Raw genomic sequence first — 24,452 nt, forward strand, 5'->3', positions numbered from 1 at the left:
CGTGCCTGATGGACTTCGCCGCACCCTCTCCCCAACCCCTCTCCCGGCGGGAGAAGGGCTCTAGAGACAGATAGAAAGCCCCATGACCGACACGATCTTCCCGCTCGAACCCACCGCCGCCGACGCGCAGGCGGCGATCAAGGACGAATTCGCCTTCTTCGGCGATTGGTCCGAACGCTACCAGTACCTGATCGACCTGGGCCGGAAGCTGCCGGCCTTCCCCGATGACTGGAAGCGCGAGGAGCATCGCCTGCTTGGCTGCCAATCGATGGTCTGGATCGTGCCCAGCGGTGATGCGGCGAAGCTGGATTTCCATGCGGTCAGTGATTCGGCAATCGTCTCGGGGCTGATCTTCCTGGCTCTGCGCGTGTACTCCGGGCGTCCGGCTGCGGAAATCCTGGCCACGTCGCCGGATTACATCGCCGATATCGGGCTCGCGAAGCACCTCTCGCCCACCCGCTCGAACGGACTGGCGTCGCTGCTGGCCTTCATCCGCGAGACGGCCGCGAACACGAAGTGAGCGGAACCGGCACGCCTTCCGCGTTTTCACTGCTCCGCAACCGCGGTTATTCGGCGGTACTCGCCTACCGCATCTGCGCGCTGCTGTCGTACCAGATCGTCGCGGTCACCGTCGGCTGGCATATCTACGAACTGACCCGGGACACGTTCTCGCTGGGTCTGGTCGGTCTGGCCGAAGTACTGCCGTTCTTCTGCGTCGCACCGTTCGCCGGCTACCTGGTCGACCACCTGCCGCGTCGACGCGTCGGCATCGTCGCCTGCGCGGCGCTGGCGACTACGGCGGTGATCCTGGTGGCCGTGTCCGCAGGTTGGCTGCCCTTCCAAGGAACGTGGCCGATCTATGCGGCCATCGCGCTCACGGGCATGGCGCGCTCGTTCCTGAGTCCTGTCTACAACGCGTTGTTCGCGAAGGTGTTGCCGCGCGAGGACTTCGTGCGTGCGGCGGGCCTGGGCAGCGTGATCTTCCAGGCGGCGCTGGTCACCGGTCCCGCGCTGGGCGGCCTGCTGGTCGGTTTCGGCGGCAAGACGCTGTCCTACGCGATGGCGGTGGTGTTCGCGCTGGCGGCCGCCACCGTGCTGGCGCGGCTGCGGGTGGAAGAACCCGGTCCGCCGGCGGTCAGTCTTCCAGTGTTCGCGAGCATCGCGCAGGGCGCCCGTTTTGTCCTGAACAACCAGATCATGCTGGGCGCGATGGCGCTGGACATGTTCTCGGTGCTGCTGGGCGGCGTGGTGGCGATGCTGCCCGCCTTCATCCACGACATCCTGCACTACGGCCCCGAAGGCCTGGGCATCCTGCGCGCGATGCCGGCGGCGGGCTCGGTCTGCGTCGGCCTGTGGCTGGCGCGGCATCCGCTGCAGAAGCATGCCGGTCGCGTGCTGCTGTTCGCGGTGGCGGGCTTCGGCCTGGCGGTCATCGCCTTCGGCCTGTCGCGCAGCTTCTGGCTGTCGGCCGTCATCCTGCTGTTCTACGGCATGTGCGACGGTGTGTCGGTGGTGGTGCGCTCGACCATCCTGCAGCTGTCGACGCCGGACGAAATGCGCGGGCGCGTCTCGTCGATCAACGGCATCTTCGTCAGTTCGTCGAACGAACTCGGTGCGTTCTACGCCGGCACCATGGCCAAGCTGCTGGGGCTGGTGCCCGCCGTGATCCTGGGCGGTTTCGCGATCCTGTCGGTCGCGGGCGTGACCGCATGGAAGACGCCACGATTGCGGCGACTGGACCTGCGCGACTTGCAGTGACCGCGTCGGCGCGCTGCGTCAGCGGCGTGCAACCCATTCGTCGTACAGACCCTGCTCGCCTTCGGGCCTGAGAACCTGCAACTGCAGCGTCAGATGCTGCTCGGGCGCCCGCGCCATCTCGCGATACACCTCAGCGGTGGACAAGCCATAGGGCTCGCCGTCTTCGTTGCCGTAGGCGTACCAGGCCTGCGAAATGCCGCACAGGTGCATCGCGGCCAGGCACATCGGACAGGGATGACCACTGGCGTAGACGACGCAGCCGTCCAGACGCGGCGCGCCCAACGTGCTCGCTGCCGCGCGGATGGCAAGCAGCTCCGCGTGTGCGGTCGGATCGTGGTCGCGATGGATGCCGTTGGCCGCGTGTGCGACCACCTCGCCCGCCCTGGCCACGACCGCACCGAACGGACGGCCACCGTCGGCGATGTTGGCACGTGCCAGCGCCACGGCCTGGCGCATGAAGTCTTCGTGCTGCATGTGGCCTCCTGTGCGACGTACTCCAGAGACACAAAACCCCGCCGGAGCGGGGTTCTGTGGTGTGCGTCAGCGGCGGGGTTCAGTCGCCCTGCTGCTTCTGCATGTGTTCCCAGCGTTCCTGGGCGTCGATGGTGCGCTCGGCGGTGAGGCGCGCCTCAAGACGATCCAGGCCGATCTCTTCGCCGGTATCGACGCAGTAGCCATAGTCGCCCGCTTCCAGGCGCTTGAGCGTGCTGTCGATCTTTCCGATCAGCTTGCGGTAGCGGTCGCGGGTACGCAGTTCCAGCGAGTTCTCGGTCTCGCGGGTCGCGCGCTCGGCTTCGTCGCCAATGTCGCGGACTTCGTCCTTGAGGTTCTCGATGGTCTGCTTGGACTCTTCGACCAGGTCCGCACGCCACTGCAGCAGCCGCTGGCGGAAGTACTCCAGCTGCAGCGTGCTCATGTATTCCTCGTCGGACGAGGGCTTGTAGCCGGTCGGCACGATCGGACGACCGGTGGCTTCGTCGGTCTTGTAGGGCACTTCTTTCACCTTGCCGCGCACGACCGGCGCCGCAGGGCGGGCAGCCACGGCGACCGCGACCTTGCCCACGGGGCGGGCAACGGCGGGACGGGGGCTCACGGGCGCTTCGACGGCGGTAGAGGCTTTGGCGTTCTTGGTATTCGGTTTCGGGGCTGGCACAGGCTTCGGGGGGGACGGAACCTTGGCGGCGGGCGCCGGAGCCGGGGCAGCCGCCTTGGGGGCGGGTGCAGGCACAGGAGTCTTGGTCGCAGCCGCGGTGGGGGCGGACTTTGCCGGAGCCGGCTTCGCGGCAGGCTTCGGAGCGGGGGCAGGAGCGGGTTTCGCGGCCTTGGCCGGCGCCTTCACCGGAGCCGCCTTGGCGGCAGGTGCGGGCTTCTTGGCAACTGCGGGCTTGGTCGCCTTGGCGACCGCCTTCTTGACCGGTGCCGCCTGCTTCGCCGCGGGCTTGGCCGCCGGCTTCTTCGCCGGGGCAGCCTTCTTCACCGGCGCCGCTTTCTTGGCGGCCGGCTTCTTGGCGACAGGTTTGGGAGCCGCTTTCTTCGCTACCGGCTTGGGAGCCGGTTTCTTGGCGACAGCCTTCTTCGCGACAGGCTTCTTGGCGACGGTCTGAGCGGGTTTCTTGGCGGCCTTGGCGGCCTTCTTCGCAGGTTTCTTTGCAGCCACGAACAGCGCTTCCTTGTTCTTCCCGAGCATCGGGAAAGCGCGCTTTTATAGCCTACCCGGGAGGCAGCGGCAACCCGACGCGGTATCATCGGGCCATGCTCGCCCGCCTGCTCATCCTGCTGCTGAAGGGCTACAAGCGCTTCATCAGCCCACTGCTGGGACCGCGCTGCCGCTTCGTCCCGTCGTGCTCGGAGTACGCCATGGAGGCGATCGGCCGGTTCGGCCCGCTGAAGGGCGGCTGGCTGGCGGTCCGCCGGATCGGCCGCTGCCACCCCCTGCATCCCGGCGGACACGATCCTGTACCGTCGTGCGATCACGACGCCTCCTCTTCCCCCTGCCCCTCCAGGAACCGCTGATGCCCGCTACCGTCATCGTCAACGCCCGTCTGGTCAATGAAGGCCGCGTCACCGAGGGTGACCTGCGCATCGAGAACGGGCGCATCGCCCGCATCGCCGCCGAAATCCGCCCCGAAGGCGGGGAAACGGTCATCGACGCCGCCGGGCGCTGGCTGCTGCCCGGCATGATCGACGACCAGGTGCACTTCCGCGAACCCGGCATGCCGCACAAGGGCGACATGGCCACCGAGTCGGCCGCGGCCGTGGCCGGCGGCCTGACCACCTTCATGGACATGCCCAACACCAGCCCGCCGACGCTCGACGCGGCCGCGCTGGAAGACAAGTACCAGCGCGCCAAGGGCCGCGCGTGGGGCAACTACGGCTTCTACATGGGTGCCAGCAACGACAACCTGGAAGCGATCCGCACGCTGGATCCGAAGACGGCGCCGGGCATCAAGGTGTTCATGGGCGCGTCCACCGGCAACATGCTGGTCGACAACCCCGAGACGCTGGACGCGATCTTCCGCGAGGCGCCCACGCCGATCATCACCCACTGCGAAGACACGCCGACCATCGACGCCAACCTGGCGGCTTTCCAGGCAAAGTACGGCGATGCGCTGAGCGCCGAACACCACCCCGACATCCGCAGCCGCGAGGCCTGCATCAAGTCGACGCAGCTGGCGATGTCGCTGGCGCGCAAGCACGGCACCCGCCTGCACGTGCTGCATATCTCCACCGCCGACGAACTGGCGCTGTTCACGCCGGGCCCGCTGATCGCCGCCGACGGCACGCGCAAGAAGATCACGGCTGAAACCTGCATCCACTTCCTGCGCTTCGACCGCGCCGACTACGCCGCGCTCGGCAACCTGATCAAGTGCAATCCCGCGATCAAAGACGCCAGTGACCGCGAAGCCCTGATCAGGGCGCTGGTGGACGACGTGGTGGACGTGCTGGCCACCGACCACGCACCGCACACGCTGGAAGAGAAAGAGAAGCCCTACGTGCAGGCGCCGTCCGGACTGCCGCTCGTGCAGTACGCGCTGGTGGCCGCGCTGGAACTGGTGCACGAGGAGCGCATGGACGTCACCCGCGTCGTGCAGAAGTTCGCCCATGCGCCGGCGCAGCTGTTCGACGTGAAGGAGCGCGGCTACCTGCGCGAAGGCTATTTCGCGGACCTGGTGCTGATCGACGACGAGCCGTTCACCGTCAGGCGCGAGGACGTGCTGTCGAAGGTGGGCTGGTCGCCGTTCGAAGGCCGCAGCTTCCGCTCGCGCATCGGCGCCACCTGGGTCAATGGCCGCATGGTCTGGAATGGCGAGCACCTGGTCGGCACGCCCAACGGCCAGCGCCTGGAGTTCACGCGTTGAAGTTGGCGGTCGCGGCGCTGTTCGCCGCTGTCTGTGCCGGCTGGATCCCGCTGGTCGCCGCACAGGACACGGTCCCGGCGGCGCCAGTGCCGCAGGAAGAACGCGTCGTGTTCCCGGCCAGCGTGTCCCAGGGCGCGCTGATCTTCGGCAAAGTGCCGCCCGGCAGCCAGGTGCGTTACCGCGAACGCCTGCTGCGCACCACCGCGTACGGCACCGTCGTGTTCGGCGTGGGCCGTGACGAGCCGGGCCCGTTGAAGGTCGATGTCACCACGCCGTCGGGGCGCACGGAGTCCGTCAGCCTTGCAGTGACCCTGCGCGACTGGCCGACAGAGCATGTCAACGGCGTGCCGCCGAAGACCGTCAATCCGCCACCGGAGATTGCCGCGCGCATCCAGCGCGAACAGGCCCTGGTCACCGCTGCGCGCGTGCGCGACGACGAACGCGCTGACTTCGCCCTGCCCTTCCAGTGGCCCGTGCAGGGCCGCATCAGCGGCCGCTTCGGCAATGCCCGCGTCTACAACGGCCAGCCCGGCGCCGGCCATTCGGGCATGGACATCGCGGCACCGAACGGCACGCCGGTGAAGGCGCCTGCCGGCGGCATCGTCACGTTCGCATCACCGGATCTCTATCTCACCGGCGGCACCGTGCTACTCGACCACGGCCACGGCGTGAGCTCCAACTTCCTCCACCTGTCGCGCATCGACGTGAAGGTCGGCGACCGTGTCGAACCGGGCCAGACCATCGGCGCGGTCGGCGCGACCGGGCGTGCGACGGGGCCGCATCTGCATTGGGGGATGAACTGGTTCGATACGCGTATCGATCCGCTGCTGGTGCTGGAACGCGGGAAGTAGAAGTAACCGCCAACAGTTCACCATCCGGGCGCGTTGCGACGCGTTCTGGTTCCCGGGCGCGGAAGGCTCCAGGTGGCGCGGTTCAATACACGCATCGATCCGCTGCTCATCCTCGAACGCGGGAAGTGGCGGCCTAGAGTCGACCCAAGAAATGGCTGGCGGGGCTGTCGGCCAAGTCCCGCGGCCGGACCAGCTTGGGATTCGGCGGCCCGATGTCGGGCCACACCACGCCCATCAATCCATCCACCGCGTTCGCGCCTTCGGGGTGGACGGCGTCCAGTCCCAGTTGCGCGCGCAGCGCGGTGATCGACGCATCCAATGCGGGATCGTCGAGTTCCAGTGCGTCGACCGTATCCCACACGGGCGCGCCAGCCACAATCGCTTCGACGCCGACCGCGTTCTGCTCCAGCACCTTATGCTTGGGCTTCAGCATCTCGCGCACTTCTTCCTGCAATTTGCCGTAGTCGACATCGGGAAACGGCAGGCCGCTGGCTTCGCCAAGCACGATCGGGCGCGCGAGGCGACGGGCAGGCACCGTGTCCGCATCGGCGAACGCACGGTAGGCGAACTCGCTGCAGAGCATCCTGCCGGAATCGGCACGGATCGCGTGCTCGGTGGCTTCACGGATGAGCCAGCGCAGCCAGACCGGCAGATGCCGCGGCTTGCCGCGCAGCGCGACCAGCAGACCGATCGTCACCAGGTCGTCCTGCGCGAATGTCGTGCCGATCATTGAGCGCGCGTGACGGAGCACGGCCGCCCGATCATCCACGCTCAACTCGCCGCCGTCCGCAGCGAGCGAGCGATAGGCGTCCACGAACACCACCGGGCCGTCCGGCGCCAGGCGATCCGCCAGTGGACTCTCCTTCACGGCAGGTCGTATGCCCTCGATCAGCAGGCCATCCGCCGACACCAGCGACACATGGCTGTAGGTGCTGTCGCCGAACCAGGCGATCAGCTTGGACAGCTGGCTCTTGCCGAGCATCAACAGCAGGTCGCCGACCTGCAACTGCTCGACGGGAAAGCGTGCGGTGACGGGCTGCGGATCCACTCAGGCATCTCCTGGTTGCGGGAAAAGGTCGCCGGTGACGCGGTCACGCCCCGCCGATTTGCTGGAATACAGCGCCACGTCGACACGCTCCAGCAGGCGCTCGAAGGTTTCGCCGGAAGCTAGCTGCGCCACGCCAAGGCTGAGGCTGGTGTCGATGACGCGGCCGTCGATGGTCAAAGGCCGGTTGTTCACGGCGGCACGGAGGTGTTCCGCCACGATCAGGGCGTTGTCGAATGTCGTGTCCGGCAGGATCACCAGCATTTCATCGCCACCATACCGGCCAAGGAAATCGCGCTTGCGCAGCTTCCCGCGCGTACGGGTCGCCACCAGTCGCAGACTCTGGTCACCCACCGGGTGGCCGTGCTCGTCGTTGATCCGCTTGAAATGGTCGATGTCGAAGAACACCACCGACAACGGCGATCCCTCCGCGTGGGCAAGTTCCACTTCACGTTGCAGCTGCTCGATGATCGCAGTGCGCGACAGCAGGCCGGTCAGTGTGTCGTGCGCCGCCAGCCGGCTGGCATGGTCGCGGTCGCGACGCAGCTGCTGCATCCGGTCGGCCAGACCCACGGTCAGCACCAGACCCGCCAGCGCGAAGCCCAGCGGAAATGCGTGGATCATCCATGGCGGTCCCACCCACCAGCCAAGCAGTTCGCCCACCCGTGCGGCCGTCAACAGCATCATCGGCAGCCAGGACAGCAGCAGGAAGAACGCAGGCCGTTCGTTGCGCAGGGTCCCTCTCACGCTGGCCAGCAGCACACTCGCGGTCGCCACCAGCAACACCACATTGCCGATCTTCGCCACGAGCGTGCTGGTGCTGACCAGCGATGCCAGCACCAGCCCCGCCAGCAGCAGGTTGCATACGCGCAGCACGCGCAGGATCACCGGACCGCGCTGGGCCAGGTCCAGGTAGAACGCCAGGAAAGTATTGCTGGCGATCACCGCCAGCATGCCCGCCACCCGCGACATGCGCGGATCCGAACCCAGCACATGGCCGAAGACTTCGAAGCTGCGCAGCTCTCCGCCCGCCAGCGCGAGGAACAGCGCCTGCGACAACAGCGTCAGCGCCAGGAAGCCGTAACTGCGTTCGCCCAGACCCACGCAGAAGCCCAGCGCCAGCACCGCCAGCACGCCCATCGCGCCCAGCACCATCGCGCGCCAGGCCACGTGTTCCAGATCCTGCCGATGGACCTCGCGCAACGGCTGGATCGACAGCGGCATCGGCGTACCGCCGATGGAGGTGACGCGCAGATAAAGGGGCTGGCCGGCACGGAGCCCGTCCGGCAGCGGGAACGCCAACGCCCGTGCGGAGAACGCCAGATCGGCGTTCTCGCCGAACAGGCCGCGCACGATCGGCTGGCCGTGGCCGGTCCACAGTTCGATCCGGTTCTGGTACGGCGCGCGCACCACCAGATGCGGCTGCAATGCCGCATCCACGTCGACAGGACTGGTCACGCGCCACCATCGCGGCGCGGTATCGGGTTCGAAGATCACGCCGTCCCTGGCGACAGCGAAGTCGGCATCACGTCCGCCGGACACGACCTGCTGCGCGGGCGCATCGGCTGTGAGCCGCGCCAGCGAAAGCGTTTTAGCATGGGTGGGCATCGCCCACCCGATCAGGCAGCACCAGAGCAACCAGACTCCGGTCAGGCGCCGTGGATTCCCCATATCCATTCCGCCGAGCAGTCAGCGGCGGAGCTTAACGCGTCCCTGCGGGGAAATGTTAATCGAGCAAAGATCAGTCGTTGTTGCCACTGACGCGTGCGACGGCATCATGCGGATGCAGGCTTTCGTAGTGCGCCACGGTGGCGTCGTAACGGGCCACGCGCGCGTCGGTGGAGAGCACGGACGCCACGCGGCGGGCGGCGTCTTCGCAGAACATCAGGTTCTCGGCGTTGAGACGCGCGAACGCCTGTTCGTCGACACGCTTCACCGCCGTCTGCACGGGCGTACCCAGCGCGGCTTCGATGGCGTCGACCAGTGCGACGAGCGGCAGGTCGTCGAACTGCGGACGCAGTTCCACCCGTACGCTGGCGCGGCTGCGCTGTGCATGCGGCGTCGCGGCCAAGCCGCGTTCGGAGGCCAGCCAGTCGTGCACGGCATCGACCGACAGCGCTGGCGCCGTGGTGAAGTCCCGGGTGAAACGTTCGGCATTCGCCTGCCGCGAGAGCGCAGCGGACGCCGGGCAGGTGCTGGAATACTCGACCGCGAACGAGAGCGCCAGATTCAGGTGACCGTCGACCAGCGTCGCTTCGATCTCCACCGGGTAGCGCTTCCAGCCGGCGTAGTCGCTCTCCAGCGCCTTGCGCTGCAGCAGGGCTTCGTAACGGATCTTCAGGCGCGCACTCGTCGCCAGCCCGGACTGCGACGCCACGCTGTCCTGCAGCAGGTGCCGCAGGCCCGCCGGCGTGATCGCTTCTCGCGCCAGTCCGTCCTGCAGCTGCAGGTACAGGCGCGACATGTGGATGCCGCGCGCATCGGCATTGGCCAGGTTCACCGAGAGGTCGATGCTGGCCGCCACCTGCAGCTGCCCGCCCTGCCCGTCGGCGATACGTACGGGCAGCGCGATGTTTTCCATGCCCACCCAGTCCAGAGGGCGCGCCAACGGCACGCGCTGGAAGGCGACATCGGGGAGTTCGGCGCGGGGCGCCACGGGAAGCGAAGGAGCCATGGTCATGCACGGGGGAGTGGATGCCGCGCATTGTACGCCTTGCCCCGAATCTCCAGATGAAACAGTCCGTTACGACCGATTCCTGCGGCTATCGCAACGATATGCCAAGGCTTCAGTCGCCGCGGGCGGCGCGCCAGCCTGTGAACAGCAATCGCGCCTGTCCGGGTAGCGGCGCGGGCGCTCCCTGACGGGCGTGACGATGCAGGCGTGCCCGCGCATAGGCGGACAGGATGCGGCGCTCACGGGCGCCATGGCGCGGGTTGCCCCAGGCCTGCTGCAACGTCATGGCCCAGCCGCGCAGACCTGCTTCCGCGCCCGCGTCACGCCCAGGTACTGCCGCACTACCCGCTTCTGCCAGGCGCGTCGCGAGCATCTGCGCGATCACTGCACGAGGCGTCGGCGCCCGTCCCAGGACCGCGCCCTCCACGGCAGCCACGGCGTCGCCGTACGCCGCGAGTGCGGCGAAGGCCGCCTGCTCATCGACCGGCTGCGTCCGGGCAGCGACGAGCGTGGGCAACGCGTCCGCAAGCTGTCCCCAGGCTGCGCGCTCCGGCTCAAGGCGCCTGCCCAACGGATGGCGCGAGCGCTGGTTCGCCCAGCCGCGCAGCTCTTCGCTCCACCATGCCAGCTTGGCGTCCGCCGGCAGCGGATCGCCACTGACGTTCAGGACGTCATCGAACTCCTGCAGCAGCGCGAACCACGCCACGGCGATATCCCGGCGCGCGGGCGCCACGAAAATCTCCGCCACCGACCACTCGGGCCAGCGCGCGCGCCATTTCTGCAGGAAGCTGTCGAGGGCGGCGGAATCGGACATCAAGTTCTGGGGCGATGTGGGAGCGACGTAAGTCGCGATGGAGTTGCAGGTGAATGCCAAACGAACGCGCCAGGATCAACGCCATCGTCGACCGATCGCGACTTACGTCGCTCCCACAAGATGGCGAAGCGAGGGCCATAGCGCCGGGTCAAGCAGTTCCGCCGGCCGTTCCGCGATCACATCGGCGCCCCATTCGGCGGGATCCTCGTGCGCCTGCCGATAACCCCACAGCGCGGCGATCGACGGCATGCCTGCGGCGCGCGAGGCCTGGATGTCGCGCTCGTCGTCGCCCACGTAGACGCAGTCGGCGATCGCGATGCCGATGCGTTCGGCGGCGACCTGCAGCGGCAGCGGATGCGGCTTCTTCTCGGTCAGCGTGTCGCCACCGATCAGCACCGCGCAGCGCGTCTCCCACCCGAGTTGAGGAAGGATGTCGCGGGCAAGGTATTCCGGCTTGTTGGTGACGATGCCCCACGTGGTACCCGCCGATTCGAGAGCCTCGAGCATCTCGGCAACCCCGTCGAACAGCACGCTGTGGCGGCCGAGTTCTTCCTGGTAGATCGTCAGGAATTCCGGCACCAGCGCTTCGCGCGTGCCCTGCTCCATCTCGGGGAACGCAGCGGCGAGCATCGCGCGTGCGCCCTTGGACACGTGCGGGCGCAGCACCTCCAGCGTCATCGGTCCGATATCGCGCGAAGCGCGCATCCGGTTGGCGGTCGCCAGCATGTCAGGCGCGCTGTCCAGCAGCGTGCCGTCCAGATCAAACAGTGCGGCGCGCGGGAATGTCGCAGCCGTCACGGCTTCACCGCGCTGGCGAGGTAGTTCACGTCGGTACGCGAGGTCAATCGCGCACGCTGCCGCCACGGTTCGTAGGCCAGGCCGGTGACGTCCTGCAGTTGGAAGCCCGCCTCGCGCAGCCACGCAGCCAGTTCCGACGGGCGGATGAATTCCTTGTAGTGGTGCGTGCCCTTCGGCAGCAGTCGGGCGATGTACTCGGCGCCGACGATGGCCAGCGCAAACGCGGCCGGCGTGCGGTTCAGCGTGGACAGGAACAGCTGGCCACCCGGCTTCAGCAGCGTGTGGCAGGCACGGATGATCGACAGCGGATCCGGCACGTGCTCCAGCATCTCCATGCAGGTGACCACGTCGAAGCTGCCCGGCCGTTCTTCCGCCAGTGATTCGACCGAACGCAACTGGTAGTCGACCTGCACGCCGGACTCCAGCTTGTGCAGCCGCCCCACCTTCACCAGTTCCGGCGCCAGGTCGATCGCGGTGACCTGCGCACCTTCACGCGCCAGCGCCTCACTGAGCAGGCCGCCGCCACAGCCGACATCCAGTGCGGTGGCACCGGACAGGCGCACTCGGTCGCGCACGTACGCCAGGCGGACCGGATTCAAGACATGCAGTGCCTTTTGCGGGCCGTCCGGATCCCACCAGCGATTGGCGAGCGCGCCGAACTTGTCGAGTTCGGCCTGGCTGAAGTTGTCGTCGAGGGGCGAAGTCGTGGTCGTCATGCCGCCATTGTAGAGCGGCAGACCCGGCGAGGCGCCACTCGGTCGTCCCAGCGAACGCTGGGACCCATCTTGATCTTGCGTGGGGCAGCGCCGGAAACAATAAACCCGACATGCACATGGATCCCGGCGTTAGCCTGGATGATGCCGTCAGGACAGGCGGATACCCGCGATCCGCTCGCGCCACTGCCGCGCGTTGGCGATGACGCCATCGATGTCGATCTCCACCAGCACGCGCTGGCGCAGCTTCTGCCGGCCGGCGATCCAGACATCGCTGACCTGCTGCCGGCCGGTCGCATAGATCAGCTGCGACACCACGTGATGCAGCGGCTGGGTTTCCAGCACGGACAGATCGACGCAGACCAGGTCGGCGTCCTTGCCCGGCTCGATGGAACCGATACGGTCGTCGAACCCGATGGCCTTGGCGCCACCCAGCGTGGCTGCGCGCAGAGCGCTGAAGGCATCCAGCGCGGCGGCATCCTGCGCCACCGCTTTGGCCAACAACGCCGCCGTGCGGGTTTCGCTGAACATGTCCAGATCGTTGTTGCTGGCGCAGCCGTCCGTGCCGACCGCCAGCGTCACGCCCGCGCGCTCCAGGGCACAGGCCGGACAGAAGCCGGACGCCAGCTTGAGGTTCGATTCCGGGCAATGCACCACGCTGACGCCCCGCTCGGCGCAGAGATGGATCTCCGCCTCAGTGAGCTGGGTCATGTGGATGGCGATCAGGCGATCGTTGACCAGTCCGAGGCGGTCGAGTCGCGCGATCGGGCGCTGACCGTATTTCTCCAGCGACTGTTCGACTTCCTGCGCGGTTTCGTGCAGATGCAGGTGTACCGGCACGTCGAGCTGGTCGGACAGCATGCGGACGCGCTCGAAATTGGCGTCGTTCACCGTGTACGGCGCGTGCGGTGCGAACGCGGTGGCGATCAGCGTGTCGTCGCGCCACTGGTCGTGCACTTCGCCGGCCTTCTCGAAGTACTCGTCGTCCGAGGACGCCCATGCCGTCGGGAAGTCGATCACCGGCAGGCCGACGCGCGCACGGAAGCCGTAATGCTTGTAGGTCGCGGCCTGCACGTCCGGGAAGAAGTAGTTCTCGTTGACGCAGGTGGTACCGCCGCGGAGCATCTCGGCAATCGCCAGGGTGATACCGTCGGCGACGAAGTCGGGACCGATCACCGCACCCTCGATCGGCCAGATGTGCTCCTGCAGCCAGACCTTGAGCGGCAGGTCGTCGGCCACGCCGCGCAGCAGCGTCATCGGGTTGTGCGTATGCGCGTTGACCAGGCCGGGAATCAGCGCAGCGTCGGGACGCGAAACGGTTTCGCGCGGCAGGAAGCGCTGGCGCGCGTCAGCCACCGGCAGGATCGCGACGATGCGGCCGCCGGTCACGGCGACCGCGTGGTCTTCCAGCACGACGCCGTGCGGGACGACCGGCACCACGAAGCCGGCTTCGATCAACAGGTCGCAGGCTTCGGGAATGCGGTCAGTCATGGGGCCTCGGCTCAGAATCCCAGCGAGTAGCTCAGGCCGATGGCGCCGGCGCCGAACAGCAGCCAGCACAGCAGCATCAGGGCCAGGGCACGTCCGTAGCCCAGCCGCGGCACGCTGGGGAACAGCCGCGGCAGGGTCGCGTTCCAGCACAGCATCACGCCCAGACCGGCGATCAATACGCCGACGGCCCAGACGCCGAGATAGAGCGCGAGCTGTTCCATCACTTCACGCGGCTGACGTATTCGCCGGTGCGGGTGTCGACCTTGATGACTTCTTCCTGTGCCACGAACAGCGGCACGCGCACGACGGCGCCGGTTTCCAGCGTGGCCGGCTTGCCGCCCGTGCCGGCGGTATCGCCCTTCACGCCCGGGTCGGTCTCGGTGATCTGCAGTTCGACGAAGTTCGGCGGGGTCACCTGGATCGGATTGCCGTTCCACAGGGTCACCACGCAGTCTTCCTCGCCCTTCAGCCACTTCTCGGCGCCGCCCATGCCGTTCTTGTCGGCCTGCACCTGTTCGAAGGTCTCCTGCTGCATGAAATGCCAGTACTCGCCGTCGGTGTACAGGTACTGCATGTCGGTATCCACCACGTCCGCCGCCTCGACCGAGTCGGTGCTCTTCATGGTGATTTCCTGCACGCGGCCGCTCTTGATCAGGCGGTACTTCACGCGGGTGAACGCCTGGCCCTTGCCCGGCTTGACGTACTCGGTGTCGTTGATGACCGCCGGTTCGTTGTTGATCAGGATCTTCATCCCGTTCTTGACGTCGTTCATGCCGTAACTGGCCATGCTGCTGCTCCTGGAGGTAAGGCGTACCCGCCGCGCGAGGCGGCCGGCCGGATAGAATGTGGGAACCCGCCGGACCCGGCGGGTGCTTGTTTTCAGACCCGACATGATAACCGCAGCCCCCGAACCCCGACAGCCCGCCCCGCTGGCCGCGCCCCGCTGGCAGCAGGCCTGGCGCGATGCCGTGCGTGATCCGCGCGAGCTCCTGTCGCTGCTGGGGCTGGACGCGCTGGCTGGCCGGGTATCCGACGAGGCCGCGGCACAGTTTCCGTTGCGAGTACCGCGCGGCTTCGTGGCCCGCATGCGGCACGGTGATCCCCACGACCCCCTGCTGCGCCAGGTGCTGCCGCTGGATGACGAAATGCAGCCCGCGGCCGGCTACGACCTGGACGCCGTGGGCGACGGCGCCGCCCGCACCGGCACCGGCGTGATCCAGAAGTACCGCGGCCGCGCCCTGCTGGTGGCCACCGGCAGCTGCGCCATCAACTGCCGCTACTGCTTCCGCCGCCACTTCCCCTATTCGGACGAAACCGCCGCGCGCGAGGGCTGGCGCGAGGCCGTGGACCTGATCCGCGACGACAGCAGCGTAGAGGAAGTGCTGCTGTCCGGCGGCGACCCGCTGTCGCTGTCGAACACCAAACTGGCTGAACTGACCGACGCCCTGGTCGAGGCCCCCCACCTGCGCCGCCTGCGCATCCACAGCCGCCTGCCGGTCGTGCTGCCCGAGCGCATCGACGACGGCCTGCTGGCCTGGCTGACCGGCCTGCCCTGGCCGGTCACCCTGGTGATCCATGCCAACCACGCCAACGAGTTCGACGGCACGGTCGATGCCGTGCTCGGCCGTCTGCGCGGCGCCGGGGTGCACCTGCTGAACCAGGCGGTGCTGCTGCGCGGCGTGAACGACGATGTCGACAGCCTCGCCGCGCTCAGCGAACGCGGCTTCGCGGCGGGCGTGTTGCCGTACTACCTGCACCAGCTCGACCGGGTGGCGGGCGCGGCCCATTTCGAAGTGGACGACGCCCGGGCCAAGGTGCTGCATGCCGCACTGGCCGCGCGCCTCTCCGGCTACCTCGTTCCGCGCCTGGTGCGTGAAGTCGCCGGCGACACCGGCAAGCGCCCGCTCTGACGCGCCGGCCGCAGGCCGTGTGCGCATCTGCGACGGCTGCATTGGACTCGTCACACGCGTTCAGGTATTAAACGCGCACCCCTCGCGGACACGCTGCATGCAGATCGGCAAAGACACCACGCTACGACTGACCCTGGTGGACGACAGCGCGGAAGACGCGGAAGCCATCGTCTCCACGCTGCGCAATGGCGGCATCGCCGTACGCCCCCTGCGACCGGTCGACGCGGGCGAACTGGGGCAGATGGTGGCCGGCCAGCCGATGGACCTGCTGCTGGCGTCGCGCAGTGCCAAGGGCATTCCGCTGGCCACGGTACTGAGCCAGGTCGATGCCAGCGGCAAGGACATCCCGGTCATCGTGCTCGCAGATGCGATCAGCGAGGCCGACCTGCTCGCCGACCAGGCCGCCGGTGCGCGCGCCATCGCCTTGCGTGGCCGCCCGGAGCACGTGCTGACCGTCCTGCGCCGTGAATGGGCCGACCTGGATGCGCGCCGCTCGCAGCGCAGGCTGGAAAGCCAGATGCGCGAGACCGAGCGCCGTTGCGATGCGCTGATCTCGTCCTCGCGCGACCCGATCGCCTACATCCACGAAGGCATGCACATCCGTGCCAACGACGCCTACCTGGAGATGTTCGGGTTCGAATCGTTCGAGGACGTGGAAGGCCTGTCGCTGCTGGACCTGGTGGGCTCGCAGTACGTCAACGACTTCAAGGCCCTGCTGAAGAAGCTGAGCAAAGGCGAACCGCCGCCGCCGCGCTTCGAACTGGAAGCCCGTAGCATCGATGGCGACAGCTTCCCCGCCACACTGGAATTCGCCACCGCCACGTACGAGGGCGAAGCCTGCGTGCAGGTGGTGTTCCGCCGCCGCGAGGAGTTCGATCCCGAACTCGCCCGCGAGGTAGAAGACCTGCGCCAGCGCGACATGGTCACCGGCCTGCTCAACCGTCCCACCTTCCTGCGCGAACTGGAGAACGCCGTGGCCCAGGTGGCCCGCGGCGAAGACCAGTACGCCCTGCTGCTGATCGAACCCGATCACTACCAGCGCCTGCTGCAGGACATCGGCATCGATTCGGCCGACGCACTGGCCGCCGCGCTGGCGGCACGCCTGTCCGAGAAACTGGACGAAGGCACCCTCGCCGCCCGTTTCGGCGAACGCACCTTCGCGGTCCTGCTGCGTGGCAACCATGCGCAGACCGCCACGCTGGCGGAGAAGCTGCGGGCGTCCTATGCCTCGCACGTGTTCAACGTCGGCGAGCGCTCGGCCTCGGTCACCGCGAGCATCGGTGGCGTGCAGATCGGCGAGAAGATCGCCAGCGTCGGCCCGGTGCTGACGCGTGCGACCGACGGCCTGCAGACCGCGACCAACCTGGGCGGCAACCGTATCGAGATATTCGATCCCGGTGCGGTGGACCGCGCCGAGGAAGAACGCGTCCAGAACTGGATCAAGCGCCTGCAGGAAGCGCTGCAGGACGGCAGCTTCCGCCTGCACTACCAGCCCGTGGTCAACCTGCAAGGCGAGCCGGGCGAAGTCTACGAAGCGCTGCTGCGCCTGGAGTCCAACGGCGAAGTCGTGCCGCCGCAGTCGTTCATCGGCATCGCCGAGGACAACGGCCTGCTGGACGCGATCGACCGCTGGGTGGTCAACCGCGCCATCGAGGTGCTGGCCGAGCGCAAGCGCGCCGGCCGCGATACCCGCCTGGTGGTGAAGGTCAGCCCGGCGTCCTTCGCCGACAACCGCCTGCTTGATCTGATCGCCCGGCAGCTCGCCGCGCACGACGTGCCCGGCGACCGCCTGTGGCTGCAGACACCGGAAGCCAAGGTCTTCACCCATCTGCGACAGGCGCAGGCCTTCCAGTCCGCCGCGGCCAAGCTGGGCTGCCACGTGGGCCTGGAGCATTTCGGCGCCGGCCTGGATTCGTTCCAGCTGCTGTCGCACTTCCAGCCGACCTTCCTCAAGATCGACCGCGTCTTCAGCGAGGACCTGGGCAAGAACACCGAACACCAGCAGAAGATCCGCGAAATCTCCGAACGTGCGCAGGCGCTGGGCATTCTGACCGTCGCCGAACACGTGCAGGACGCGGCGACGATGGCGTTCCTGTTCACCGCCAGCCTCGACTACGTGGAAGGCAACTTCCTGGCCGCGCCCGGTCCGGCGATGAATTACGACTTCAGCTGACGCCTGCCGTTCGCTTCCGCAAAAAGAAAAACCCGCCGTGAGGCGGGTTTTTCGTTGGCCAGACTCGGCGCGATCAGGCGAACGTGCCCTGCTGCGCGCGCAATGCGGCAATGCGTTCTTCCAGCGGCGGGTGGCTCAGGAACAGCTTCTTCATGCCCTGGCCGATGCCACCGGCGATGCCGAAGGCTTCCACCTGCGCCGGCAGCGTGCTGGGGCGCTGCTGCTGGTTGAGGCGCTCCAGCGCAGCGATCATCTTCTGGCGGCCCGCGTACGTGGCGCCACCCTGGTCGGCGCGGAACTCGCGGCGACGCGAGAACCACATCGCGATCATCGTCGCGAACAGGCCGAACACCACTTCCAGCGCCATCACGATGATGTAGTAGGCGAAGCCGCGGCTTTCGCCTTCGCGGTTACCCGACAGGAAGCTGTCGACGATGCCGCCCACCACGCGCGCCAGCACGATGACGAAGGTGTTCAGCACGCCCTGCAGCAGCGCCATGGTCACCATGTCGCCGTTGGCGACGTGGGCGACCTCGTGGCCCAGCACGGCCTCGGCCTCGTCCTGCGTCATCGAACGCAGCAGGCCGGTGGACACGGCGACCAGCGCATTGTTGCGATTGGCGCCGGTGGCGAAGGCGTTGATCTCCGGCGCGTCATAGATGGCGACTTCCGGCATGCCGATGCCGGCGGCCTGCGCCTGGCGCTGCACGGTGGCCACCAGCCAGCGCTCGGTGTCGTTGCGCGGCTGCTCGATGACCACGGCGCCGGTCGCGCGCTTGGCCATCCACTTGGAGGTCAGCAGCGAGATCAGCGAGCCACCGAAACCGAAGATCGCCGCGAACACCAGCAGTCCGCCCATCTGGTTGGAATTGACGCCCAGCAGGGACATGACGACGCTGGCCAGGGCCAGCACGGCCAGGTTGGTGGCGAGGAACAAAGCGACGCGCGTAAACACGACAGGGATCTCCGGGGGATGAGTGGTATGCAAACGGTTACGACCGCAGAATTGCGGCTGCGCCCGCTTGAATTCAAGCGACTCCCTGACTGCGTGGTTCAGCTTTCCTTTCTTTCTGACGAATGAGCGACACCGTTCCCTCCCTCTATCGCGGTCGTTTCGCGCCTTCGCCCACCGGGCGATTGCATGCCGGATCACTCGTTGCCGCGCTCGGCAGTTGGTTGCTCGCGCGGCATCACGACGGTACGTGGCTGGTGCGGGTGGACGACCTCGATCCGCCGCGCGAAGTGCCCGGCGTGGCGCAGCAGCAACTCGCCACACTCGCTGCGTTCGGGCTGGTGTCCGACGAGCCCGTGATCTGGCAGAGCAAGCGCCACGACGCGTATGCCGATGCGCTCGCCCGCCTACTGGATGACGGCAGCGCCTTCGAATGCCGGTGCAGCCGCAGCGATCTGGCGGCGGTCGGCGGTATCCATCGCACCTGCGTGGCCAGCGATCGCACGCGTCCGCCGGCCGTCCGTCTGCGCGTGCCCGACGGAACACGCATCGCCTTTCATGACGGCCTGCAGGGCGAGGTCGTGCAGGACGTCGACCGCGAGGTCGGCGACGTGGTGCTGCGCCGCGCCGACGGTTACTGGGCCTACCAGTTGGCGGTGGTGGTGGACGATGCCGCGCAGGGCATCACCGACATCGTGCGTGGCGCCGACCTGCTCGATTCCACGCCCCGGCAGATCCTGCTGCAGCGCGCGCTGGGCGTGCCGACGCCGCAGTACCTGCACCTGCCGCTGATCGTCGATGCCCAGGGCGAGAAGCTGTCCAAGTCGATGGCGGCCCTGCCCATCGACGACGATGCACCGCTGCCTGCCCTGCGCGCGGCCTGGGAGGTGCTGGGACAGCCGCCCGGCGCCACCGCGGGCCTGTCGACGGTCGATGCCGTGCTGCAGGCGATGACCCGGGAATTCCGCCCCGATCGTCTGCCAAAAGTGAGCTCCGTGACGTTCGCTGCAGCGCACAACAAAGGTGTCGCAGGCGCTGTCTAGAATCGGGTGGCCGTCGGGCTGCGACGGTCCAAGGAGATTCCCCACATGACATCGCGCGTCGCCCTGGTCACCGGCGGCACCGGAGGTATCGGTACCGCCATCTGCAAGAAGCTGGCCGACATGGGCCACAAGGTCGCCACCAATTACCGGAACGAAGAGAAGGCGCGTGCGTGGCAGGCGCAGATGAAGGCCGACGGTTACGACTTCGCACTGGTCAAGGGCGACGTGACCTCGCCGGACGAAGCACAGGCCATGGTCAAGGAAGTAGAACAGACGCTCGGTCCGGTCGAAGTGCTGGTCAACAACGCCGGCATCACCCGCGACGGCACCTTCCACAAGATGTCCGCCACGCAATGGGGCGACGTCATCAACACCAACCTCAACTCGGTGTTCAACGTGACGCGCCCGGTGATCGACGGCATGCGCGACCGCAAGTGGGGCCGCATCATCCAGATCAGTTCGATCAACGGCCTGAAGGGCCAGTACGGCCAGGCCAACTACGCCGCCGCCAAGGCCGGCATGCACGGCTTCACCATTTCGCTGGCGCGCGAGAACGCCAAGCTCGGCATCACCGTCAACACCGTCTCGCCCGGCTACGTGGCCACCGACATGGTGATGGCGGTGCCGGAAGAAGTGCGTGCCAAGATCGCCGCCGACATCCCCACCGGCCGCCTCGGCAAGCCGGAGGAAATCGCCTACGCGGTGGCCTTCCTGGTGGACGAACAGGCCAGCTGGATCACCGGCTCCAACCTGGACATCAACGGCGGCCACCACATGGGCTGGTAAGGCCCGCGCTGCCACCCGCTGCCGTGTCCCACGACGCCCCGCAAGGGGCGTCGTCCGTTCCGATGCTGCGCAGCATTTTTCCTTCGCTGAACAGGGCTGCCCTGCCTTGTGGCCTGTTGCAAGGGCTGTTGCGCTGCGTCATGCTGCCGTCATACGCGTTTAGAGCGAAGACTCAATGGCTGCGATCCGCATCATCAAGAAGTACCCCAACCGTCGGCTGTACGACACCGAGATCTCCAGCTACATCACCATCGAGGACGTCCGCCAGCTGATCGTCGACGGCGAGGACTTCGAAGTTCGCGACGCCAAGACCGGCAACGACCTGACCCGCACCGTCCTGCTTCAGATCATCAGCGAGCAGGAAAACGATGGCGAACCGGTCCTGTCCACGCAGCTGCTCAGCCAGATCATCCGTTTCTACGGCGACTCGCTGCAGGGCTTCATGGGCAACTACCTGGAGCGCAGCATGCAGCTCTTCATGGAGCAGCAGCAGCAGTTCCGCAGCCAGATGGGCAACCTGCTCGGCCAGACGCCGTGGACCATGATGAACCAGCTCACCGAGCGCAACATGGAGCTGTGGCAGGAATTCCAGCGCAACCTGACCGGTGGCATGGGCCGCCCGACCACGGTCAAGCCGAAGGACACCCCGCGCGAGACGCCGAAGACGCGAGCGCGTTGATATCCACTGTAGTGAAACCCGGCCCGCGCCCCGTTGCGCGGGCCTTTTTTTGAGCCGCGATACAGGAATTCCGCATGACGCAACGCATCGCCGTGGTGACCGGGGGCATGGGCGGGCTGGGACTGGCGATCTGCCAGGCACTGGCCCGTGCCGGCCGCAAGGTGATCGCCGCCGACCTGCCCGCTTCGCCCGAGCGGCTGGACCACTTCCGCACGCAGACCGCGTCGCTGGACATCGAGACCGCCGCCGTCGACGTGGCCGACTTCGAGGCCTGCGCGGCCTTCGTGCAGGACGTCGAAGCCCGCCACGGCGCGCTCGACATCCTGGTCAACAACGCCGGCATCACCCGTGACGCCACCCTGCGCAAGATGGACAAGACGCAGTGGGACGCGGTGATCGGGGTGAACCTGGACAGCGTGTTCAACCTCTGCCGCCATGCGGTGGACGGCATGCAGGCGCGCGGTTTCGGCCGCATCGTCAACATCAGTTCGGTCAGCGGCCAGACCGGCAACTTCGGCCAGGTCAACTACGCCGCTGCGAAGGCCGGCCTGCACGGCTTCTCGATGTCGCTGGCGCGCGAAGTCGCGCGCAAGGGCGTCACCGTCAACAGCGTCTCGCCCGGCTACGTGGAAACCCCGATGACCCGTGCGATGCCCGACGACGTCCGCGACCGCACCGTCGCCTCGGTGCCGGTGGGCCGCATCGGCCAGCCGGACGACATCGCGCGCGCGGTCGCCTTCCTGACCGCTGACGACGCCGGTTACATCACCGGCGCCAACCTGCCGGTCAACGGCGGCCTGTTCATGAGCTTCTGAGCGCCGGATCGCCGACGCTCCCCGACACGACCCAAGGACACACGATGAAACTCACTCCTCCCACCTTCGGCGTCTGGCTGATCGCGCTGCTGCTCGGCGGCGGCGGCATCGCCGCGAAGTTCGGCTACATCCCGGTGCTCGCCCCGCACGCCTTCTGGCTGGTGGTCGCCGGCTTCGGCCTGCTGGTCGCCGCGACGCTCTTCAGCAAGCTCTGAATCCGGCGCAGGCTCCCGGCATCCATTGCCGGGAGCACGCCCGGGACACGCCGCGCAATCGCGCGGACTGAGCCCTACTCCATTTCCAATCGCTCGAACCCGAGTTCCAGGGTTTCGAACAGCGTGTCCGCCACCTGCGCCTGCATCGTCGAGTAGTGATAGGCCACCGGCCGGGCCCGCAGGAAACGCCAGGTCATCACCGTCGTGGTCTGCTGCTCGTCGAGCAGCTGGATGCGGATGTCGCGCAGCGCGTTGCCACCGTTGCGGGCTTCGTCCCACCACCGGTACCAGGACAGCGAACCGATCGCGCCGCGGCGCAGCACCAGGTTGCCGTAGTGGCTCAAGGTGATCAGCTTCTCGGCCTCTTTCACGCGGTCGTTGCCGGTGCGGTATTCGTTGACCTGCAGCCGGGCATCGGGAAACACGACCTCGGCCACGCCCGCCTCCGGGCCATCGGTGTTGCCGTCGCCGAGATCGACGAGGAAGTTCATGCCGGGATAGGGACGATCACGCAGTACGGCCATGGGCAGGTTCCATGTGAGGGAGGGAGGTCGCCCGCAAAGCAGCAGCCGACGTTTATTCCAACGCAGGGACGCCGTGCCAGAGGTCAGTCATGTGATGTCACCGTGCGGCGTGCGCGCTGCCCGCGCGCGTCACCAAAGCGAGATGGCACTCGAAGTGCCATCGATGGCCCTCGGAGTGCCACGCGCAAGGCCCGGAATGCCAGACGCCGGGCTCGGAGAGCCAGCGCTGGCTTTCCGAGAGCGAACGCTGGCATTCGGGAATGCCATCGTCGGGATTTACTGTGAGACAGATGATTTTCCGAATCCCATCGTTGGCACATTGAAAGCCATCGTCGGGTTTCCGAAAGCCATCGTTGGCTTTCAATGTGAGAAGCGCGGGGCTCTTGCGAGCCATCGCTGGCTTTCCGAGCCCCATCGTCGGCTTTCAATGTGAGACGCGTGGCTTTCCGAGCCCCGTCGTTGGCTTTCAATGTGAGACTCGCGGCATTCCGAGTGCCATCGATGGAGCTCCGAGTGCCAGCGATGGCGCTCGGAATCCCATCCGGGCTGATGAATGTGAGGCGGGACTTCCGCCCCGGGTGATCTAGGCCGTTGCCGCCTGCCCGATCCAGAGACGGTTGCCGTCCGGATCGTCGATGCGGAATTCGCGCATGCCGTAGAACGTGTCGTCCAGGTCGGGCACGTCCAGGCCGTTGTCGCGCGCCTGCCGATGGAACGCCACCAGGTCGTCGGGATACAGGTACAGCACCGCGCCCCGCGGCGCGTCGGCCACGACGTTGATGGACTGGTCCAGCATCACCCGGCAGTCGCCCCAGCACAGCTTTGCCCAGCCCCAGTCGTCGCGACGGTCCTCGACGGTGAAACCGAGCTTTTCGTAGAAGTCGATCGCCCGCGGCAGATGGCGGACGGGTTGCATGGGAATGATGCGGGGCATGGGGGCTTACTCCGGAAAAACCTTCATGAGCGAGGTCGAGTCCACGCTCAAGGCCTGCCCCAGCGTGTCTGCGAACAAGGCCAGGCATGAGGGATCGGTGACGAAGTGGGCGCTGCCCGACAGCGTGCCGATGGAGAACCCGAGGCTGCCGACGGGCTTGCCGGCATCCGCGATCACGCGCTCGACCGGTCCGAAGCGGAGACAGAACGACTGCCCGGCTTCTGCCAGTTCGAACGACGCATCCAGGCGCGATGACACGAGGGCCGCCAAGGGGCTGTCCAGCCAGGCCACCACGTGGCGATGCAAGGCATCGAGCGCTTCCGCCGTCAGCACGAAACCGCCCACGCTCGCGGTGAACGGCCGGGCACCGCCACCGCTCCAGTGCTCGTCCACCAGCACGAGCGTGCAATCCCATGCGGCAGCGCTGCGCGGCGTCAATCGCATCGTCAGTTGCGATACACCGCGATTCGATCTGAGTACGGCGTCCATGCGATCTCCTCCCTGGTGGCGTCAACCTGCGGTTTCGTCGCCCTGACGCAACGCGATGATCAGGGGTTTCAGTTCACGCCAAGGGTATCGGCGGTCCTCCGGCCAGGGAAGCCGGAAAAGTGGCCTGCGTTTGCGCGCCACGATGGACGCCACCAGCCAGTCCGCGTCGAAGCCTTGCCAAACCCCGGCCACCGACCACAGGTTCGCGTGGACGACGGGATGTACTTCATCGAACAGGATCCGCCGCAGCTCGGCGATGCTGAAGGGCGAGCGTGCGCAGTGTCCGGCGATGCGATCCCAGTCCGGCACGGTGTCGAGGTAGAGATCGCTCAGGGCGATCCAGAGGGGGCGGCGGATGTCGAGTTCGCTTGCTGAGAATCTCATCCGGCGCCTCAACACCGTGGGCCATGGGAACGTAGGATGGGTGGA

General features: G+C 67.3%; 27 protein-coding genes and 1 pseudogene. 12 read left to right on the forward strand and 16 right to left on the reverse strand.

The genetic code is table 11. From position 1 onward, the window contains the following. Positions 1 to 82 precede the first annotated feature (82 nt). The gene (locus IB225_RS02015; RefSeq protein WP_192309284.1) at positions 83 to 520 is read left to right on the forward strand and encodes a SufE family protein; all 438 of its coding nucleotides are present in this window, start codon (positions 83 to 85) and stop codon (positions 518 to 520) included. Beyond that, the gene (locus IB225_RS02020) at positions 517 to 1,758 is read left to right on the forward strand and encodes an MFS transporter (RefSeq protein ID WP_192309286.1); all 1,242 of its coding nucleotides are present in this window, start codon (positions 517 to 519) and stop codon (positions 1,756 to 1,758) included. The genes IB225_RS02015 and IB225_RS02020 overlap by 4 nt, the downstream gene beginning before the upstream one ends. A gap of 18 nt (positions 1,759 to 1,776) precedes the next feature. On the opposite strand, the gene IB225_RS02025 is transcribed toward IB225_RS02020, so the two are convergent. Continuing rightward, complete coding sequence (locus tag IB225_RS02025) at positions 1,777 to 2,232, reverse strand: nucleoside deaminase (protein WP_192309288.1); 456 nt, start codon at positions 2,230 to 2,232, stop codon at positions 1,777 to 1,779. 79 nt (positions 2,233 to 2,311) lie between these two features. Then, a complete protein-coding gene (dksA, locus tag IB225_RS02030) occupies positions 2,312 to 3,415 on the reverse strand; it encodes an RNA polymerase-binding protein DksA (RefSeq protein WP_192310817.1) in 1,104 nt (367 codons plus the stop codon). Positions 3,416 to 3,510: 95 nt separating this feature from the next. Between dksA and yidD the strand changes: the two genes are divergently transcribed. The 3 genes and pseudogenes from yidD to IB225_RS02045 all read left to right on the forward strand — a co-directional run. Further along, complete coding sequence (gene yidD, locus IB225_RS02035) at positions 3,511 to 3,771, forward strand: membrane protein insertion efficiency factor YidD (protein WP_192309290.1); 261 nt, start codon at positions 3,511 to 3,513, stop codon at positions 3,769 to 3,771. After that, a complete protein-coding gene (locus IB225_RS02040) occupies positions 3,771 to 5,117 on the forward strand; it encodes a dihydroorotase (RefSeq protein WP_192309292.1) in 1,347 nt (448 codons plus the stop codon). Before yidD ends, IB225_RS02040 begins: the two co-directional genes overlap by 1 nt. A gap of 104 nt (positions 5,118 to 5,221) precedes the next feature. Beyond that, positions 5,222 to 5,968 (forward strand): annotated as a pseudogene (locus IB225_RS02045) (M23 family metallopeptidase); the annotation flags it as partial. A gap of 133 nt (positions 5,969 to 6,101) precedes the next feature. Here the strand turns inward: IB225_RS02045 and IB225_RS02050 are convergent. From IB225_RS02050 to efp, 9 genes are all read right to left on the reverse strand, one after another. Then, positions 6,102 to 7,016, reverse strand: a complete 915-nt coding sequence (locus IB225_RS02050) for a hypothetical protein (protein WP_192309294.1) — start codon at positions 7,014 to 7,016, stop codon at positions 6,102 to 6,104. Continuing rightward, positions 7,017 to 8,621 (reverse strand): diguanylate cyclase, encoded by a 1,605-nt coding sequence (locus IB225_RS02055; RefSeq protein WP_192309296.1) that lies wholly within the window; start codon positions 8,619 to 8,621, stop codon positions 7,017 to 7,019. A gap of 133 nt (positions 8,622 to 8,754) precedes the next feature. Continuing rightward, on the reverse strand, positions 8,755 to 9,687 hold the full coding sequence (gene folE2 / locus IB225_RS02060) for a GTP cyclohydrolase FolE2 (protein ID WP_225583201.1): 933 nt from the start codon (positions 9,685 to 9,687) through the stop codon (positions 8,755 to 8,757). Between the two features lie 112 nt (positions 9,688 to 9,799). Further along, positions 9,800 to 10,501, reverse strand: coding sequence for a squalene/phytoene synthase family protein (locus tag IB225_RS02065; protein WP_192309300.1), 702 nt, complete (start codon positions 10,499 to 10,501; stop codon positions 9,800 to 9,802). Between the two features lie 102 nt (positions 10,502 to 10,603). Continuing rightward, the gene (locus IB225_RS02070; protein ID WP_192309302.1) at positions 10,604 to 11,299 is read right to left on the reverse strand and encodes a phosphoglycolate phosphatase; all 696 of its coding nucleotides are present in this window, start codon (positions 11,297 to 11,299) and stop codon (positions 10,604 to 10,606) included. After that, complete coding sequence (gene ubiG, locus IB225_RS02075; protein ID WP_192309304.1) at positions 11,296 to 12,015, reverse strand: bifunctional 2-polyprenyl-6-hydroxyphenol methylase/3-demethylubiquinol 3-O-methyltransferase UbiG; 720 nt, start codon at positions 12,013 to 12,015, stop codon at positions 11,296 to 11,298. The genes IB225_RS02070 and ubiG overlap by 4 nt, the downstream gene beginning before the upstream one ends. Positions 12,016 to 12,162: 147 nt before the next feature. Beyond that, positions 12,163 to 13,503 carry a TRZ/ATZ family hydrolase gene (locus IB225_RS02080; RefSeq protein ID WP_192309306.1) on the reverse strand — a complete coding sequence of 447 codons (1,341 nt, stop codon included), beginning with the start codon at positions 13,501 to 13,503 and terminating at the stop codon, positions 12,163 to 12,165. Positions 13,504 to 13,514: 11 nt separating this feature from the next. Beyond that, a complete protein-coding gene (locus tag IB225_RS02085) occupies positions 13,515 to 13,724 on the reverse strand; it encodes a hypothetical protein (protein WP_192309308.1) in 210 nt (69 codons plus the stop codon). After that, the gene (gene efp, locus IB225_RS02090) at positions 13,724 to 14,290 is read right to left on the reverse strand and encodes an elongation factor P (RefSeq protein ID WP_192309310.1); all 567 of its coding nucleotides are present in this window, start codon (positions 14,288 to 14,290) and stop codon (positions 13,724 to 13,726) included. The genes IB225_RS02085 and efp overlap by 1 nt, the downstream gene beginning before the upstream one ends. A gap of 103 nt (positions 14,291 to 14,393) precedes the next feature. Here efp and epmB point away from each other — a divergent pair, with 103 nt between their 5' ends. Both epmB and IB225_RS02100 read left to right on the forward strand, forming a co-directional pair. Further along, the gene (gene epmB / locus IB225_RS02095) at positions 14,394 to 15,413 is read left to right on the forward strand and encodes an EF-P beta-lysylation protein EpmB (protein WP_192309312.1); all 1,020 of its coding nucleotides are present in this window, start codon (positions 14,394 to 14,396) and stop codon (positions 15,411 to 15,413) included. Between the two features lie 97 nt (positions 15,414 to 15,510). After that, positions 15,511 to 17,586 carry an EAL domain-containing protein gene (locus IB225_RS02100; protein ID WP_192309314.1) on the forward strand — a complete coding sequence of 692 codons (2,076 nt, stop codon included), beginning with the start codon at positions 15,511 to 15,513 and terminating at the stop codon, positions 17,584 to 17,586. Between the two features lie 73 nt (positions 17,587 to 17,659). On the opposite strand, the gene htpX is transcribed toward IB225_RS02100, so the two are convergent. Continuing rightward, complete coding sequence (gene htpX, locus IB225_RS02105) at positions 17,660 to 18,541, reverse strand: protease HtpX (RefSeq protein ID WP_192309315.1); 882 nt, start codon at positions 18,539 to 18,541, stop codon at positions 17,660 to 17,662. A gap of 122 nt (positions 18,542 to 18,663) precedes the next feature. Here htpX and gluQRS point away from each other — a divergent pair, with 122 nt between their 5' ends. From gluQRS to IB225_RS02130, 5 genes are all read left to right on the forward strand, one after another. Then, on the forward strand, positions 18,664 to 19,581 hold the full coding sequence (gene gluQRS / locus IB225_RS02110) for a tRNA glutamyl-Q(34) synthetase GluQRS (protein ID WP_192309317.1): 918 nt from the start codon (positions 18,664 to 18,666) through the stop codon (positions 19,579 to 19,581). A 45-nt stretch (positions 19,582 to 19,626) separates the two neighbouring features. Beyond that, on the forward strand, positions 19,627 to 20,367 hold the full coding sequence (locus IB225_RS02115; RefSeq protein ID WP_192268750.1) for a beta-ketoacyl-ACP reductase: 741 nt from the start codon (positions 19,627 to 19,629) through the stop codon (positions 20,365 to 20,367). 175 nt (positions 20,368 to 20,542) lie between these two features. Continuing rightward, positions 20,543 to 21,046, forward strand: coding sequence for a polyhydroxyalkanoate synthesis repressor PhaR (phaR, locus tag IB225_RS02120; RefSeq protein WP_192309319.1), 504 nt, complete (start codon positions 20,543 to 20,545; stop codon positions 21,044 to 21,046). A 74-nt stretch (positions 21,047 to 21,120) separates the two neighbouring features. Further along, on the forward strand, positions 21,121 to 21,861 hold the full coding sequence (gene phbB / locus IB225_RS02125) for an acetoacetyl-CoA reductase (protein ID WP_192309321.1): 741 nt from the start codon (positions 21,121 to 21,123) through the stop codon (positions 21,859 to 21,861). Positions 21,862 to 21,905: 44 nt separating this feature from the next. Beyond that, positions 21,906 to 22,076 (forward strand): hypothetical protein, encoded by a 171-nt coding sequence (locus IB225_RS02130; protein WP_192309323.1) that lies wholly within the window; start codon positions 21,906 to 21,908, stop codon positions 22,074 to 22,076. 74 nt (positions 22,077 to 22,150) lie between these two features. On the opposite strand, the gene IB225_RS02135 is transcribed toward IB225_RS02130, so the two are convergent. From IB225_RS02135 to IB225_RS02150, 4 genes are all read right to left on the reverse strand, one after another. Beyond that, positions 22,151 to 22,600 carry a phage tail protein gene (locus IB225_RS02135; protein WP_192309325.1) on the reverse strand — a complete coding sequence of 150 codons (450 nt, stop codon included), beginning with the start codon at positions 22,598 to 22,600 and terminating at the stop codon, positions 22,151 to 22,153. A gap of 583 nt (positions 22,601 to 23,183) precedes the next feature. Beyond that, the gene (locus IB225_RS02140; protein WP_192309326.1) at positions 23,184 to 23,534 is read right to left on the reverse strand and encodes a VOC family protein; all 351 of its coding nucleotides are present in this window, start codon (positions 23,532 to 23,534) and stop codon (positions 23,184 to 23,186) included. Positions 23,535 to 23,540: 6 nt separating this feature from the next. Then, positions 23,541 to 24,023, reverse strand: coding sequence for a hypothetical protein (locus tag IB225_RS02145; protein WP_192309328.1), 483 nt, complete (start codon positions 24,021 to 24,023; stop codon positions 23,541 to 23,543). A gap of 21 nt (positions 24,024 to 24,044) precedes the next feature. Further along, positions 24,045 to 24,407: a hypothetical protein gene (locus IB225_RS02150; RefSeq protein ID WP_192309330.1), complete on the reverse strand. Its 363-nt coding sequence runs from the start codon at positions 24,405 to 24,407 to the stop codon at positions 24,045 to 24,047. Positions 24,408 to 24,452: the final 45 nt, after the last annotated feature.

It is taken from the genome of Pseudoxanthomonas sp. PXM02, from assembly GCF_014851805.1.
GTDB lineage: Bacteria > Pseudomonadota > Gammaproteobacteria > Xanthomonadales > Xanthomonadaceae > Pseudoxanthomonas_A.